Source organism: Spiribacter halobius (assembly GCF_020883455.1).
Taxonomy (GTDB): domain Bacteria; phylum Pseudomonadota; class Gammaproteobacteria; order Nitrococcales; family Nitrococcaceae; genus Sediminicurvatus; species Sediminicurvatus halobius.
The window spans coordinates 2,411,994-2,426,084 of the sequence record NZ_CP086615.1 but is presented as its reverse complement, the minus strand read 5'-3'; the positions used below and the strand labels follow the sequence as shown (position 1 = coordinate 2,426,084).

Genomic DNA, 14,091 nt, shown 5'->3' with positions numbered 1-14,091 from the left:
CTGCCGCGGGGGCAGTCCCATCGGCGCAGGCCGGCGGCCACCGGCCGCCAGGGAGGGGCGATGAACGTCGCGGTCAGAGAGTCGATCAGTGCCCGGCCGGCGGAGGACCCCGACCTCGCAGCCATCCGGGCCGCGCTGGAAAACATGGTGACCGGCTGCCCGGGGCACGGGCTTGGCCAGGCCCGGCAGGCGGCAGCCGGACACCTTGCGAGCGGCGGGCAACGCCTGCGGGCGCGCCTCTGCCTGGATGCCGCAAAGGGCCTCGGGATCCCGGCCCGCCAGGCGATACAGCTGGCGGTGGCCTGCGAGCTGGCCCACAACGCCTCGCTGGTCCACGACGATATCTGCGACCGGGCCACCGAGCGGCGCGGAGCGCCGAGCGTCTGGGCAATGCACGGCACGGGCGGCGCGCTCTGCACCGGCGACTGGCTCCTGTGTCGGGCCTTCGGTGCCCTGGCCGAGGTCATTCCGGCGCAGCGGCTGCCCGCCCTGCTCGGACTGCTCAGCCGGCGCACCGCGGACACCGTGGAAGGCCAGATCGCCGAGCTGCAGGCACAGGGAGCCGCGGTTTGCTGCACGCTCTCCACCTACGCCCGCCTGGCGCGAGCCAAGTCCGGGCCCCTGTTCGCATTCGCCCTGGAGGCGCCGCTGACGCTGGCCGGCCATGAGTCCTTGTGCCGGCGGGCGCGAGCCGCCGCCCACGCCCTGGCCCTCGGCTATCAGCTTCTGGACGACCTGGATGACGCCGACACGGACGCTCCGGAGGGCGTCAACGCCGTTCGCGTGCTCGCGGCCGCGGGGCAGTCCCCGGCCGTGGCGCGGCAGCGCGCCCGAGCGCTGGCGCACCGGCGCTTCCGCCGGGCGCTACTCCTCAGCGCGGGCCTGCCCGAGCCGGTGGCTGCGCCGCTGCGCGCATGCTGCCGGGCGCTGGCTCCAGCGGAGTCCGAGTCGGCGGAGGTGGCGTGAGGGCGCTGGTCCTCGGCGGCGGCTTCGGCGGCATTGCCGCCGCGCTGCGGCTGCGCGCCCGCGGCTACCGCGTGCATCTGGTGGATCGCTGCCCACGGCTCGGCGGTCGCGCGCAGGTGTTCGAGCGTGGCGGCTACCACCACGACGCCGGGCCCACCGTGATCACCGCGCCGTTCCTGTTCGCCGAGCTCTTTACCCTGTTCGGTCAGGACCTCGCCGACCACATCGAGATGCGCCCGCTGGACCCCTGGTACCGGTTCCGCTTCCCGGACGGCGCCCTGTTCGACTACGGCCCGGGAGAGGCGCGACTGGAGGCGGAAATCGCCCGCTTCGAGCCGCGGGACGTTGCCGGCTATCGCAGTCTGCTCGCCGAATCCCGGGCGCTGTTCGACGTCGCCTTCACCGAGCTCGCGGATCAGCCCTTTGACCGCGCCAGCACCATGCTCCGTCAGCTGCCGCGGCTGCTACAGCGGCGCATCGACCGCAGCGTCTGGCAGATGGTCTGCCGGCATATCCGTCATCCCTATCTGCGGCGCGCACTGTCGCTGCAGCCACTGCTCATCGGTGGCAATCCGCTACAGACGACCTGCATCTACGGCCTCATCCACTATCTGGAGCGCCGCTGGGGCATCCACTTTGCCATGGGCGGCACCGGCGCGCTGGTGGATGCGCTGGCCGGCCTGCTCGAGTCCACCGGCGTGACCGTCGAGCTCGGGCGCAGCGTCGAGCGCCTGGAGCGGGACGGGCGACGGGTGACTGCGGCGCTGCTCGATGACGGGCGCCGCCTCACCGCCGATGCCTTCGTCTCCAACCTCGACCCGCTGCACCTCTACGGCGAGCTGCTGCAGCCCGCACCCCTTGCGGCGCGCCTCAAGGCGCGCACCGCCAGTCACTCCATGGGGCTGTTCGTGCTCTACTTCGGCACCGACCGGCAGTATCCCGAGGTCGCCCACCACACCATCTGGCTCGGCGAGCGCTACGAGGCGCTGCTGCGGGACATATTCCAGCGGCGCGTGCTGCCGGAGGACTTCTCGCTCTACCTGCACCGGCCCACGGCCACTGACCCGAGCTTTGCCCCGCCCGGGCATGACGCCTGGTACGTCCTCGCGCCGGTGCCGAACCTGCTGGGCGGCATCGACTGGGCCGAGGCCGGCCCTGCCCTGGAAGCGCGCATTATCGACGCCCTTCAGGCGACGCTGCTGCCCGGGCTGCGCGACCATCTGCGCGCGCCGTTCCACATGACGCCGGCGGACTTCGCTCGCGATTACAACAGTGTCCATGGCACAGGCTTCAGCGTGTCGCCGCTGTTTCGCCAGTCAGCCTGGTTCCGCTTTCACAACCGGGCCGAGGGCCTGGACAACCTCTATCTCGTCGGTGCCGGCACCCACCCGGGAGCCGGGCTGCCCGGCGTTCTCTCCAGCGCCAAGGTCGTGGAGCGGTTGCTCCCCGACACCACCGGGAGGAGCGCGGCATGACCGAGCCCACTCGACTGCTTGCCCGTCACGCCAGCAGCTTTCACGTGGCCAGCCGGCTGCTGCGTCGCCGGGACGCCCGCGACATCGCCACGCTCTACGCCTTCTGTCGGCACGTCGACGATCTCGCCGATCTGTCCGCGGGCCCCAACCACGAGCTCGACGAGCTCCGCGCGGCGCTTTCCGGCGACACCGAAGACCCGGCCAGCCTCGCCCCGGTGCGCGAGCTGGCCCGGCGACGCGGCCTCGATCTCGCGCCGCTGCTGACGCTGGTGGAAACCGTGCGCGGCGACGCGACCCACCCCGTCCGCATCGCCGACCAGGTCGACCTCACCGACTACTGCTATGGCGTCGCCGGTACCGTGGGCGAGCTGATGTGCCCCCTGCTGGGGGCGGATCCCGGCCGCGCACGCGAGCCGGCGGTGGCCCTCGGCATCGCCATGCAGATGACCAACATCGCCCGGGACGTCCTGGAGGATGCCCGCTGCGGGCGGCGCTACCTGCCCGGTGCCTGGGTGGGCGGCCTCGAGCCCACGGAGATCGCCGACGGCAGCGCGACCGCCCGTGCCCGGGTGCCTGCCGCCGTCCGGCGCCTGGTCGCCCTGGCCGACACCTACTATGGCCTCGCCGAGAACGGCATGCGGCTGCTGCCGAAGCGCAACCGGGCGGCGATCCGGGTGGCGGCGACGCTGTACCGCGCCATCGGCACACGCCTCGCCGCCCGGGGTGGGGACTACCTCGCCGGGCGCACCCGCCTTGGCGATGGCGAGCGTTACTGGCTGGCCGCCGCCAGCCTGCTCGGCCTGCGCTCCCGCCCCGCCCGGCCCCACGGTCCACGCCGTCCCGCGCCGGCGCCACTGCTCGTGGCGCCGTTGCCGGAGCGCACCCGCCGCGCCCATCGCGACGCGAATGCGGTGCCAGGAGCGGGCAGGCCGGATCTGGCTCGCGAGCCTGCAGGCACGCAGGCCTGCTCGGCAACGCCTCGCGCACCGGGACCGACTAGCGCGCAGGATTACCCGCCGGATCCCTGCCCGCGGCCCCGGACCGGTGCGGTCGGTGCCCTTGGCTCCAGGCCCTGAGACATGGCGGCCCCACGCGTCGACATCGCCCTGATCGGCGCCGGCTGTGCCGGCCTCAGTCTCGCCCTGCGTCTCGCCCAGGGCGGCTACGGCGGCCGGGTCCTGCTGGTGGAGCCGAGCACCGAGGATACCAATGACCGCACCTGGTGCGGCTGGAGCGACGGTGAGCACCCGTTCGCCGCTGCCCGCGTGCGCCGCTGGTGGCGCTGGGCGGTCTCGACGCCAGCCGCCGAGACCCGATGCGCCAGCCACGAGCTGCCCTACGAGATGCTCGACGCCCGCCAGGTGCGCCGCATCGGCTGGGAGGCCGTGGCCCGGCGTGATGACTGGATCACCCGACGCGGATGCCGCGTGCAGGCCCTGCAGGCGCTGGGCCGGCGCATGCAGGTCGCGCTGGACAACGGCGAGGTCTTCGAGGCCACCTGGGTGCTGGACTCACGGGCTCCCGGGCGCCGCCTCGGGCGGCCCTGGCTGTGGCAGGCGTTCGCCGGCGTAGAGCTCGCGGGCACGCCGCCGCTGGATCCGGAGACCGCGCGGCTAATGGACTTCCGAACGGCCGAGGCGCCGCACCTGCTGACGTTCACCTACCAGCTGCCCATCGCCGGCGACCGGCGGCTCCTCGAGCTCACCCACTTCACGCCTGAACCGCCGGCGGCCGCCGAGCTCGACGCGTCGCTGCAGACACTCCGGGCGCGGCTGGGTCTCGACGGCAGCCACCCGCTCCGCTACGAACGGGGCTATCTGCCCATGGCGCCGCCGCTGCCGCAGCCAGGGGGCCGCCACATCCGCATCGGCGCCGCCGGCGGCAGCCTGCGTCCGGCCACCGGCTATGCCTTCCACGCCATCCAGCGCTGGGCCGATGCCTGCGCGTCCCGCCTGCTGGCCGGGCGCGCACCCTGCCCGCCCGAGCGCTCCCGTCTGCTGGAATGGATGGATCGGGTGTTCCTGGAAGCGCTCTGGCGGGACCCGCGGCTCGCGCCCGAGCGTTTCCTGCAGCTGTTCGCGACGGCGCCCAGCGAGGCCCTCGCACGTTTCCTCATGGGCCGCCCGCGACCCACGGACCTGGCGCGGGTGATCACGGCACTGCCAACGCCGCCCCTGCTCGGGGCCGCCCTGGGCACCCGCCCCGGCAACCGGAGATGGGCATGACTGCGCCCGTGGGCACCTGGCTCTTCCCCATGGGCCTTGTCGTCATGCTGCTGCTGGACCGGCTGGCGGGCGAGACCGCGCTGCTGCTGGCGCTTGCCGCCGGCGTGGCGGTGCTCGGGCTGCCCCATGGCGCCCTGGACCCCGAGGTGGCGCGTCAGCGCCTCGGTGTGCGCGGCTTTGCGCGCTCGGCCATTTTCCTGCTCGGGTACCTCGCGCTTGGCCTCGCCGCGCTCCTGCCCTGGTGGCATTGGCCGACCCTGGCGCTGAGCGTCTTCCTGCTCTACTCCGCCTGGCATTTCGGCGAGGACACCGGGGAGCGCCTCGGCGTCGCGGGCGCCCTGGGCTACGGGCTGCTGGTGGTCTTCCTGCCGCTCGCGCTGCAGCCGGCGGCGAGCGCGGCGGTGCTGGCGTACCTCGCCCCGGGTGGCCCCGGCCCGCTGTTCCACGGTGCGGGCTGGCTGTGCGCCGCCGGCGCAGCGCTGCTGGTGCTGGGGCTCTGCCGGGCCGACCGGCCGCAGCCCAGCGACTGGCGGGATCCGTTACTGCTGCTGCTCGGGGCCTGGCTGCTGGCGCCCCTCGCCTACTTCGTCGCGTACTTCTGTTTCCTGCACAGCCCGCGCCATCTGCTGGAGACCGCGCGCGCGCTCGGCCTGCACGACTGGCCGAGCCGCCTGCGGGCCACGGCTCCGGCCACCCTGGCGACCTGGGCACTGGCAGGTCTGGCGCTGCCCTGGCTGCTCCAGCAGTCGGCCGAGTCCGCCGTGCTTCAGATGGTATTCATCGGCCTCGCCGCGCTCACGGTACCGCACATGGTGCTGGAGAGCCTCGCCGCACCCCGGCGCGGGTCTTCGCCGGAGGGTCAGTCCGGCTGCTGAAAAGCCTCGCGATGAAACTCGGCCGCCGCCGCCACTTCCACGATGCCGCATTCCAGCGGTTCCTCGGCCGGGGCACCCGCGAGCACCGAGAGCACCCGATGCACGCCCTCGGCCAGGGACTCGGTGTGATAGCCGCCCTCCAGGACGAATGCGAGGCGGCCGTCGCAGTGGCGCCGGGCGATCTCGCGCACGATGGCGGTGAGCGCGCCGAACCCCTCGTAGGTCATGTTCATCGCCACATCCAGACGGTGCGCGTCGAAACCGGCGGAGACCAGCACCAGATCCGGCTTGAACCAGTCCGCCGCCGGCACCAGGATCTCGCGGAACGCCTTGATCATGGCCGCATCACCGGAGCCGGGCGGCAGCGGCACGTTCACCGTTGTGCCCTCGCCGAAGCCCGCGCCGATGTCCTCCAGCGCCCCGCTTCCGGGATAAAACGGCGCGGCACGATGGGTATCGAAGAACAGCACGTCCGGATCGGCCCAGAAGATGTCCTGGGTGCCGTTGCCGTGGTGGGCGTCCCAGTCGATGATCAGCACCCGGTTGCAGCCGAGCTCGGCCTGAGCATGGGCAGCGGCAACCGCGACGTTGTTGAACAGGCAGAAGCCGCGCGCCCGCACCGGCTCGGCATGGTGCCCGGGCGGGCGCACCAGGGCGAAGGCCGAACCCGCCTCACCACGCACGACCGCCTCCACCGCTGCGATCGCGGTACCCGCCGCCCATTCCGCCGCATCCACGCTGCCCGGTGAGACCGCCGTGGTGTCCATGTCCACCCAGGCGTACTGGCCACGCAACGCCGCCATGGCATCGATGTGGGTGCGTGCGTGAACGCGCGCCAGCTCGTCCACCGTCGCCCGCCGGCCGGTCCCGCGCCGCACGCCGGCGATAGGCGTCTTCGCCAGCCCCTCGAGCACGGCGGTCAGCCGCCCTGGATGTTCCGGATAGTTCCACTGCACCCCGAGCCCGGCGAGCAGCTCCCGGACGCGGCGCTCCAGCCGCCCCGGCAGGAACGGATCCCGCGCCTCCGGCCGGTGCTCGAGCATCGCGTCATCGAAGAGCACCAGCACGTCTTCCTCAGCAGCCATTGTTGTTGTCTCCCGAAATGCCGGCCACGACTTACCCGCAGACTTTGCCACGATGGCAGCCGGGACGCGCGCCGTGCCTGCTCGCGGCAAGGAGTGTTGCGTTGCAGCAAACGGATTGCTATATTGCACCGCAACAAGGCCAGCGGTGGCCTTGCATAAACCACAGCAGGAGGTTTCCAGCATGAACAACGAGATGATCAACAAGTACAACGAGCAGGTCGAGAAGCTCTTCGTCGGTCCCGCCCGCGCCTATGGCAAGCTGGCGGTGGACTACACCGAGAAGCTGGTGAACGCGCAGCTCGAGGCGGTCCGCACCTACACCGAGGTGGGTGTCGGCCAGGCCCGCGCGGCTCTCGAGATCAAGGACACCAAGGGCCTGCAGGCGTATGCCGAAGGTCAGCAGAAGGTCGCCAAGGACCTCAGCGAGCGCGTCAAGGGCGACGCCGAGAAGGTCGTGGCGATGAACCAGGAGTTCGTCAACGAGGCCCGCAAGCTCGTCGAGAGCAACGTGAAGAGCGCCTCCGAGGCGGCTACTGCCGCCCAGGCCAAGTAACACCCCGCGGGGCGTTACCGGCGACGCGGCCGCCGATCCCCCCGGGGTCGGCGGCCTTTTTTGTGCGACGGCTTCGCGTCAGAGGCGATAGCCCACCCCGCCTGGGAACACGTACCCGTCGATGTCGACCTCCACCGTTGCGCTGGTGCCGTCGGCCGCCGTGAGCGTGGCCGCCCGTGGGCCCGGCGCACCCGGGACTTGACCCAGGTCAGATTCACGCGGCGCCGAGCCGGCATCATCGAGTCCGTGGCACCCTGAGCCGGGCTGCCAAGTCTGCGTGCGCAACGGAGGACAGCGCCCATGACCACCGTCGAATCCACCGAGGCCACCCCGGCGCCCGTCGCGGTACGCCATGTGGCCGCGGGCCGTCCGCTGCACTGGCTGCGCGCCGGCCTGGCGGATATAGCCGCCATGCCGCTCGCAAGTCTGAGCTACGGCGTGCTGCTGGCGGCCGTCGGCTATCTCATCGTCACCCTGGCCAGCGGTCGGCCCTACCTCGTGTCGGCAGCGCTGTCGGGCTTCTTCCTGGCCGGCCCGTTCCTCGGTATCGGCCTCTACCACCTCAGCCGCGAGCGCGGGGCGGGCCGGCGTCCCCGGTTCTTAGATTCGCTTACCGCCTGGCGCCGGAATGCCTGGTCAATCGGCATGTTCGGGGTGATGCTCGCCTTTGTCCTGCTCTCCTGGGAGCGGGTGTCGGCAATCCTGTTCGCCCTCTTCCATGGCCGTCAGCCGCCGGACATCCAGGCCAGCTGGACGGAGGCCCTGTTCGGCGCCGCCGATCCCCTGTTCCTGGCAGCCTATGTGCTGATCGGTGGCGTCCTCGCCGCCGGGGTTTTCGCCGTGAGCGTGATCGCCCTGCCCATGCTGCTGGACCGGCCACTGGATCCGGTCACGGCCGCCATCACCAGCTTCACGGCTACCCGCACCAACCCGGCAGCCATGCTCGTCTGGGCCATGCTCATCGTCCTGCTGGTGGGTATCGGTCTCGCCACCGCCTTCCTCGGCCTGATCGTGACCATGCCCCTGGTGGCCCATGCCAGCTGGCACGCCTACCGGGACCTCACCGGCCAGCCCGGATAGCTCACCGATTCGCGGCTGCGGGCGCGGATCCTTGAGCTGTCCGGGCCAGGTGCGGCGTCCAGGCTAGGCCCCACGGCCTCTGCGCCCGCGGCGGCGAGACGCCGCGGGCGCTCCTCCAGCAGCCAGTGGGCCATGTGCGCGGCGATCCGCCGGGCGAGGCGCGCGGCCCGTTCCGCCTCGGGCCCGTGGAAGCGCTCGTCGAGGGTGAACAGGAAGTGCGCCTGCCAGCGCTGGAAATGCGCCCTGGTCAGCGGCTGCAGGTCCTGCACCCGCTCGTGGTGCGCAATCATGTGACGGCGATAGCCGGGCTCCCGGAACAGCATCCGGCGCCAGAACGCCTCGATCCGTGGCAGATGGTGGCTGAGGTCGACCCCGGCCACATCCACGAACACCGGCGCCATCAGCGGATCGTCCAGCAGACGCGCGTAGAATGCCCGCACGAGCTCGGACACTGCCGCAGCGTCCGCCAGCCGGCGCCGCGGACCGGGCGGCGGCGCACTGACCGCCACGCTCGTGTCATCGGCTGACCTTTGCTCCTGCATCGCGGGTGCAGAGGCTGACAGATACGCCCAACCCCCGTCAGCCCCGCGTCAATTGCCGGTGGGGCGGGCGCGGCGCGACGACCGGCGGCGCCGGCGCCAGGGAACCTGCCCGGTGCCGTGGGTTCCTAACGACGAGCAGGCAAGGAGTCTCGATGCCGACACACCGCACCCCGACCCGCAGGCTGCATCGCGCGGCGGCCGTTGCGCTGACCCTCGCCAGCGGCTGGGCGGCCCTCGCCGGCGCGCAGGCCGACGGCACCCCGGTGATCGTCTCCGACGTTCGCCTCGAGCACGAGCGGGTGGAGATCCGGGCCGTGGGCGAGTCACGGGCGCAGCGCTCGGTAACGCTGTATCCCGCGGCCAGCGGCGAGGTGACGGAAATCGGGTTCGATTCGGGGGACCGGGTCAGCCAGGGGCAGGTGCTGCTGCGCCTGGACAGCCGCGACCAGCGCCTTGCCGTGCAGCTCGCCGAGGTGCGGGTAGAGGACGCGGAGCTGCTGCTGTCGCGCTACCAGCGCACCGAGGGTACCGGCGCGGTGTCCCCCACCACGATCGATTCGGCGCGTACCGCTCTCGCCACGGCCCGCCTGGAGCTGGCCCGGGCGGAGGTGGCGCTGGAGGACCGCACCCTGCGGGCCCCCTTTGATGGCGTGGTGGGCCTCACGGATATCGATGTCGGCGACCGCATCGACACGGACACCGCGGTGACCAGCCTCGACGACCGCGCGCGCCTGCTGGTTCGCTTCGAGGTGCCGGAGCAGTTCCTGGACCGCCTGCACGAGGGCCAGCCGCTGTCGGTGACCACATGGGCGGAGCCGCGGCGGCCCCTGGAGGCGACGGTGGATGCCATCGACAGCCGCGTCGCCCCGGAGACCCGGACGTTCACTGTCCGCGCCCGGGTGGACAACCCCGAGGGCCGGCTGCTGCCGGGCACGAGCTTCCGCGTCGCCCTGGACCTGCTCGGGCAGGAGTATCCGGTGGTGCCGGAGATTGCGCTGCAGTGGGGTGGCGAAGGCGCCTACGTCTGGGCCATACGTGATGGGCGGGCCGTGCGGGTCCCGGCCACTGTCGTGGCCCGCCGCGAGGGCACGGTGCTGGTAGACGCCGATCTGGAGCGGGGCGTGGCCGTTGTCTCCGAGGGCGTGCAGCAGATGCGGGAAGACGTCCAGGTCAGCATCGTCGATCCCGAGCAGCTGGACGGCGACGAGCCGGTGGTGGCGCAGCGCGACGGGGAACGCGACCCGTGAGGGATCCCCGAGGCGGGCTGCCGGCGTTGGGCATCCGCCGCCCGGTCCTGGTCCTCGTGATCAACCTGCTGATCGCCCTGGCCGGGGTGGCCGCGCTGCTGGCGGTGGAGGTGCGGGAGCTGCCGGACGTGGACCGGCCGCGGGTCACGGTCACGGCGAGCTACCCCGGCGCCTCGCCGGAGACCATGGATGCCGAGGTGACCCGCCTGATCGAGGGTGCCGTGGCGCGGGTCTCGGGGGTGCGTTCCATCAGCGCCTCCAGCGAGGAGAACAACACCCGCATCGTCATCGAGTTCAACCCGGACGAAGACCTCGACCAGGTCGCGGCGGATGCCCGCGAGGCGGTCAGCCGCGTTCAGCGCGAGCTCCCCGACCAGGTGGAGCAGGTGAACGTCATCAAGGCCGACGACAACGCCTCGCCGGTGGTGCGCATCGCCGCCCGCAGCCCCACCCTTGGCACGGACGCCCTGACCCGGGTGGTCGAGCAGGACGTCATTCCGGAGCTGGTCTCGGTGCCGGGGGTCGCCGACATCTCGCTGTTCGGCGAGCGCCAGCGCCAGCTGCGGGTGGTGGTGGATCCGCTGCGCCTCGCGAGTTACGGGCTCGCCGTGAACGACATCGCGGAGGTGTTGGAAGACGCCTCCCTGGACGTCCCCGCCGGCAGCTTCCGCTCCGACGATCTGCAGCTGCTGGTCCGGGCGGATGCCTCGACGGTCACGGCCGACCAGGTGGAGGCGCTGGAGATTCGCGACGCGATTCGGGTCGGCGACGTCGCCCACGCCACCTTCGCGCCGGCGGACGCCAGCAGCTTCGTGCGGCTCAACGGGGGCAGCATCATCGGCCTCGGCGTGATCCGGCAGGCACGCTCCAACACCGTGGAGATCTCCGCAGGCATCGAGCGGGTCCTGGAACGGCTCAATGCCCGGCTCGACGACGTCGAGCTCATCAAGACCTCGGACGATGCCATCTTCATTCGCGGCGCCATTCGCGAGGTGCTGATCACGCTCGGCTTCAGCACGCTGATCGTCATCGCCGCCATCTGGCTGTTCATCGGCTCACCCCGGGCGACACTGATTCCGGCGGTGAGCATCCCGCTGGCTCTGATTGGCACGGTGGCGGCCATCTGGATGCTCGGCTTCTCCATCAACCTGCTTACCCTGCTTGCGCTGGTGCTGGCGACGGGGCTGGTGGTGGACGATGCCATCGTCGTGCTGGAGAACATCCAGCGCCGGCGCAGCCAGGGCCTGGCGCCGCGGGCAGCGGCGCTGCTCGGCACCCATCAGGTGTTCTTCGCCGTAGTCGCCACCACGGCGGTGCTCATCTCGGTATTCGTGCCCATCTCCCTGCTGCCGAGCACCGCCGGTAGGCTGTTCCGGGAGTTTGGCATCGTGCTTGCGGTAGCCGTCGCCCTGTCCTCGTTCGTGGCGCTGTCCCTGGTGCCGGCCATGGCTGCGCGGGTCCTGGCCCGGCCACGCCGGCGCACGGCACTCGCCCGCGGACTCGCGCGTATCGGCCGCGGCATCGCCGGGGGCTACGAAGGCAGCCTCGCCCTGGCCCTGCGCCGGCCGTTCCTGACCCTGGCCCTGGGACTGCTCGCGGCGGGCGGTGCCGCCCTGCTCTTCCCGCAGCTCGAGCGCGAGCTGCTGCCCCCGGAAGACCGGGGGCTGCTGTTCATCAGCGCCAGCGGGCCGGACGGCGCTGGACTGACCTACACCGAGCGGCAGGCCAACCGCATGGAGGCGGCAGTGCGCCCGCTACTGGAGAGCGGGGAGGTGGCACGCCTATTCACCATCGTCGGTCGCTACGATCCCAATCGCGCGCTCATCGTGGCGCCGCTGGCCCCCTGGGACGAGCGCAGCCGCAGCCAGCAGGCCATCGCCGCCGACCTGCGTGCCGGCCTCGAGGGCATCCCCGGAGCCCAGATACGCGTCGGCAGCCCCAACAGCCTGAATCTGCGCGGCGTCGGCTCGGGGCTCGAGGTGGCGCTGCTCGGCAACGACTACGAAACCCTCTATGCCGCCGCCCGCGAGCTCGCGCGCCGCGTCGAGACCGATCTGCCGAACCTCTCCCAGCCGGACATCTCCTATCAGCCCACCCAGCCACAGCTCCGCCTGCAGGTGGACCGCCAGCGCGCCCGCGAGCTCGGCATCGGCCTCGACGGACTGGCGCGGACACTGCAGGCAATGATCGACGGGGAGGAGCTGGTGGACCTGAACGTCGCCGACGAGGCGGTGCCGGTATTTCTCGAGTCCACCACCGGCGAGATCAACGACCCGGGGGACCTTGCCAACCTCTATGTCAGCACCGATGCCGGGGCGCTGGTGCCGCTCTCCTCCGTCATCACGCTGAGCGAAGAGGGGGTGGCCGCGGAGCTCGACCGGGAGTTCCAGCGCCGCGCCATCACGCTGGACGTGGCGGTGGCCGGGGACTACCCACTGCAGTCCGCGGTGGACGACCTGCGGGCGCTCGCGGACGAGGTGCTGCCGGACAGCGTCACCATGGTGCCTCTGGGCGAGGCGCAGACGCTCCAGGAGACCAGCCGCGACGTCACCCTCACCTACGGCCTGGCGCTGCTCGTGGTCCTGCTCGTGCTCTGCGCCCAGTTCGAAAGCCTCACCAGCGCGCTGGTGGTCACGCTGACCGTACCGTTCGGCGTCGCCGCCGCGGTATTCGCGCTCTACCTCACCGGGACCTCGGTAAACATCTACTCGCAGATCGGGCTGATCCTGCTGATCGGACTCATGGCGAAGAATGGCATCCTGCTGGTGGAGTTCGCGGATCAGCTGCGGGACCGCGGCGCCTCGGTCACCGAGGCGGCCCTCGGCAGTGCCCGCGTGCGCCTGCGACCGGTGGCGATGACCATGATCGCCACCGTGCTCGGTGGCCTGCCCCTCATCCTGGGTTCCGGCCCGGGGGCCGAGGCCCGCTCGGCCATCGGCTGGGTGGTCTTCGGCGGCCTCGGCCTGGCCGCCGTGTTCACCCTCTACCTCACCCCCGTGATCTATCAGGGCCTCGCCCGCTTCAGCCGCCCCCGCGCCAGCGAGGCCGAGCGCCTGGAGCGGGAGCTGGAGGCTGCCGCGCTGAAGGGGGAATCGGGTTAGTGCCGCGGGTGTCCGCTCACTGCGTGAGCGCGAGCACGGCCATCATGGCCGGCAGCGCCAGGACGTAGCTCAGCACAATAGTGGTGGAAGCGAGCGCGGCGTCGCCCCGCAGCTGCAGAACCAGCACGTAGGACGCCGAGGCGGTGGGACAGGCCAGCAGAATCAGCGCGATGCGCAGATGTTCTGCCGAAAGCCCGACGGCCAGCCCAAGCCCGAGCCCCAGCAGCGGCACCGCCGCGACCTTGAGCCCGGCGGCGAGCGCGCCCCAGAGCACCCGCCCCTCGATGCGCGCGGTGTAGAGGCTGCCGCCGATGCAGAGCAGCGCCAGCGGCAGAGCCATCTGGCCCACGGCGGACAGACTCCGCTCCAGCACCACGGGGATGGGCCAGCCGCCGAGGGAGACGGCCAGGCCGACGAGCGCCGCGATCAGGATCGGGTTGGTCACCAGCCCGTGCCCCATGGCCCGCAGCGTGCCCGCAAGCCCGGCACGCTGCGGGGCGAGCAGCAGCGCGACGGCGGCGACGTTATAGAGGACGACCATCGGCGCGAACGCGATCAGTGCCGCCGCCTCGGCGCTGGTGGCCGCACCGGTGCCGGCGAAGGCATAGAGCACCACGGGCAGACCCACGAACGTCAGGTTGCCCCGATACACCCCCTGGACGAAGGTGACGAGGGAGCGTGAGGGCATGCCCAGGAGCCAGGCCACAACCGCGGCCAGCGCCATGCCCAGTGCCGTACCTCCGGCGGCGACGAACAGCAGTCCGGCAACGTCGCTGAGGGCCGGACTGGCCCCGCCGATGCGAACCACCAGCAGACACGGCAGGCCGATCCAGTAGCTCAGTCGATTGAGGTCGAACAGTGCCTGCCGGGACAGGAACCCGAGCCGGGACAGGACCCAGCCCAGCCCAATGACCATCAGCACCGGGGCGAGAATGCCGAGAA

The 14,091-nt window shown here is 71.8% G+C and carries 12 protein-coding genes; 9 read left to right on the top strand and 3 right to left on the bottom strand.

Annotated elements, in window-relative coordinates; genetic code table 11:
• Window positions 1–60: 60 nt before the first annotated feature.
• Genes LMH63_RS11075 through LMH63_RS11055 form a run of 5 tightly spaced genes read left to right on the top strand, consistent with a single transcriptional unit; the run spans window position 61 to window position 5,541 of the window.
• Window positions 61–966: a polyprenyl synthetase family protein gene (locus LMH63_RS11075; protein ID WP_109675608.1), complete on the top strand. Its 906-nt coding sequence runs from the start codon at window positions 61–63 to the stop codon at window positions 964–966.
• A complete protein-coding gene (gene crtI, locus LMH63_RS11070) occupies window positions 963–2,441 on the top strand; it encodes a phytoene desaturase family protein (protein ID WP_199225564.1) in 1,479 nt (492 codons plus the stop codon). The genes LMH63_RS11075 and crtI overlap by 4 nt, the downstream gene beginning before the upstream one ends.
• Complete coding sequence (locus LMH63_RS11065; RefSeq protein WP_109675604.1) at window positions 2,438–3,517, top strand: phytoene/squalene synthase family protein; 1,080 nt, start codon at window positions 2,438–2,440, stop codon at window positions 3,515–3,517. Before crtI ends, LMH63_RS11065 begins: the two co-directional genes overlap by 4 nt.
• 3 nt (window positions 3,518–3,520) lie before the next feature.
• Window positions 3,521–4,666 carry a lycopene cyclase family protein gene (locus tag LMH63_RS11060; protein WP_109675602.1) on the top strand — a complete coding sequence of 382 codons (1,146 nt, stop codon included), beginning with the start codon at window positions 3,521–3,523 and terminating at the stop codon, window positions 4,664–4,666.
• Window positions 4,663–5,541: a Brp/Blh family beta-carotene 15,15'-dioxygenase gene (locus tag LMH63_RS11055; RefSeq protein ID WP_229332565.1), complete on the top strand. Its 879-nt coding sequence runs from the start codon at window positions 4,663–4,665 to the stop codon at window positions 5,539–5,541. Before LMH63_RS11060 ends, LMH63_RS11055 begins: the two co-directional genes overlap by 4 nt.
• On the opposite strand, the gene LMH63_RS11050 is transcribed toward LMH63_RS11055, so the two are convergent.
• Window positions 5,526–6,626, bottom strand: a complete 1,101-nt coding sequence (locus LMH63_RS11050) for a histone deacetylase family protein (RefSeq protein ID WP_109675598.1) — start codon at window positions 6,624–6,626, stop codon at window positions 5,526–5,528. The genes LMH63_RS11055 and LMH63_RS11050 overlap by 16 nt on opposite strands.
• Before the next feature lie 181 nt (window positions 6,627–6,807).
• Here LMH63_RS11050 and LMH63_RS11045 point away from each other — a divergent pair, with 181 nt between their 5' ends.
• Window positions 6,808–7,179: a phasin family protein gene (locus LMH63_RS11045; RefSeq protein ID WP_109675596.1), complete on the top strand. Its 372-nt coding sequence runs from the start codon at window positions 6,808–6,810 to the stop codon at window positions 7,177–7,179.
• Between the two features lie 300 nt (window positions 7,180–7,479).
• Window positions 7,480–8,259: a DUF2189 domain-containing protein gene (locus tag LMH63_RS11040; protein ID WP_109675594.1), complete on the top strand. Its 780-nt coding sequence runs from the start codon at window positions 7,480–7,482 to the stop codon at window positions 8,257–8,259.
• On the opposite strand, the gene LMH63_RS11035 is transcribed toward LMH63_RS11040, so the two are convergent.
• The gene (locus tag LMH63_RS11035) at window positions 8,229–8,711 is read right to left on the bottom strand and encodes a group III truncated hemoglobin (protein ID WP_146205158.1); all 483 of its coding nucleotides are present in this window, start codon (window positions 8,709–8,711) and stop codon (window positions 8,229–8,231) included. The two genes, LMH63_RS11040 and LMH63_RS11035, sit on opposite strands and share 31 nt — an antisense overlap.
• A gap of 242 nt (window positions 8,712–8,953) precedes the next feature.
• On the opposite strand from LMH63_RS11035, the gene LMH63_RS11030 reads away from it, so the two are divergent.
• On the top strand, window positions 8,954–10,048 hold the full coding sequence (locus LMH63_RS11030; protein WP_109675590.1) for an efflux RND transporter periplasmic adaptor subunit: 1,095 nt from the start codon (window positions 8,954–8,956) through the stop codon (window positions 10,046–10,048).
• On the top strand, window positions 10,045–13,149 hold the full coding sequence (locus tag LMH63_RS11025) for an efflux RND transporter permease subunit (RefSeq protein WP_109675588.1): 3,105 nt from the start codon (window positions 10,045–10,047) through the stop codon (window positions 13,147–13,149). The genes LMH63_RS11030 and LMH63_RS11025 overlap by 4 nt, the downstream gene beginning before the upstream one ends.
• A gap of 16 nt (window positions 13,150–13,165) precedes the next feature.
• Here LMH63_RS11025 and LMH63_RS11020 read toward each other — a convergent pair whose 3' ends face one another.
• A complete protein-coding gene (locus LMH63_RS11020) occupies window positions 13,166–14,065 on the bottom strand; it encodes an AEC family transporter (protein ID WP_158280270.1) in 900 nt (299 codons plus the stop codon).
• Between the last annotated feature and the right edge of the window lie 26 nt (window positions 14,066–14,091).

Coding starts and splice junctions, on each gene's coding strand:
- LMH63_RS11075 (WP_109675608.1), top strand. CDS start 61: ATGAACGTCGCGGTCAGAGAGTCGATCAGTGCCCGGCCGGCGGAGGAC.
- LMH63_RS11065 (WP_109675604.1), top strand. CDS start 2,438: ATGACCGAGCCCACTCGACTGCTTGCCCGTCACGCCAGCAGCTTTCAC.
- LMH63_RS11060 (WP_109675602.1), top strand. CDS start 3,521: ATGGCGGCCCCACGCGTCGACATCGCCCTGATCGGCGCCGGCTGTGCC.
- LMH63_RS11055 (WP_229332565.1), top strand. CDS start 4,663: ATGACTGCGCCCGTGGGCACCTGGCTCTTCCCCATGGGCCTTGTCGTC.
- LMH63_RS11050 (WP_109675598.1), bottom strand. CDS start 6,626: ATGGCTGCTGAGGAAGACGTGCTGGTGCTCTTCGATGACGCGATGCTC.
- LMH63_RS11045 (WP_109675596.1), top strand. CDS start 6,808: ATGAACAACGAGATGATCAACAAGTACAACGAGCAGGTCGAGAAGCTC.
- LMH63_RS11040 (WP_109675594.1), top strand. CDS start 7,480: ATGACCACCGTCGAATCCACCGAGGCCACCCCGGCGCCCGTCGCGGTA.
- LMH63_RS11030 (WP_109675590.1), top strand. CDS start 8,954: ATGCCGACACACCGCACCCCGACCCGCAGGCTGCATCGCGCGGCGGCC.
- LMH63_RS11020 (WP_158280270.1), bottom strand. CDS start 14,065: ATGGTCATTGGGCTGGGCTGGGTCCTGTCCCGGCTCGGGTTCCTGTCC.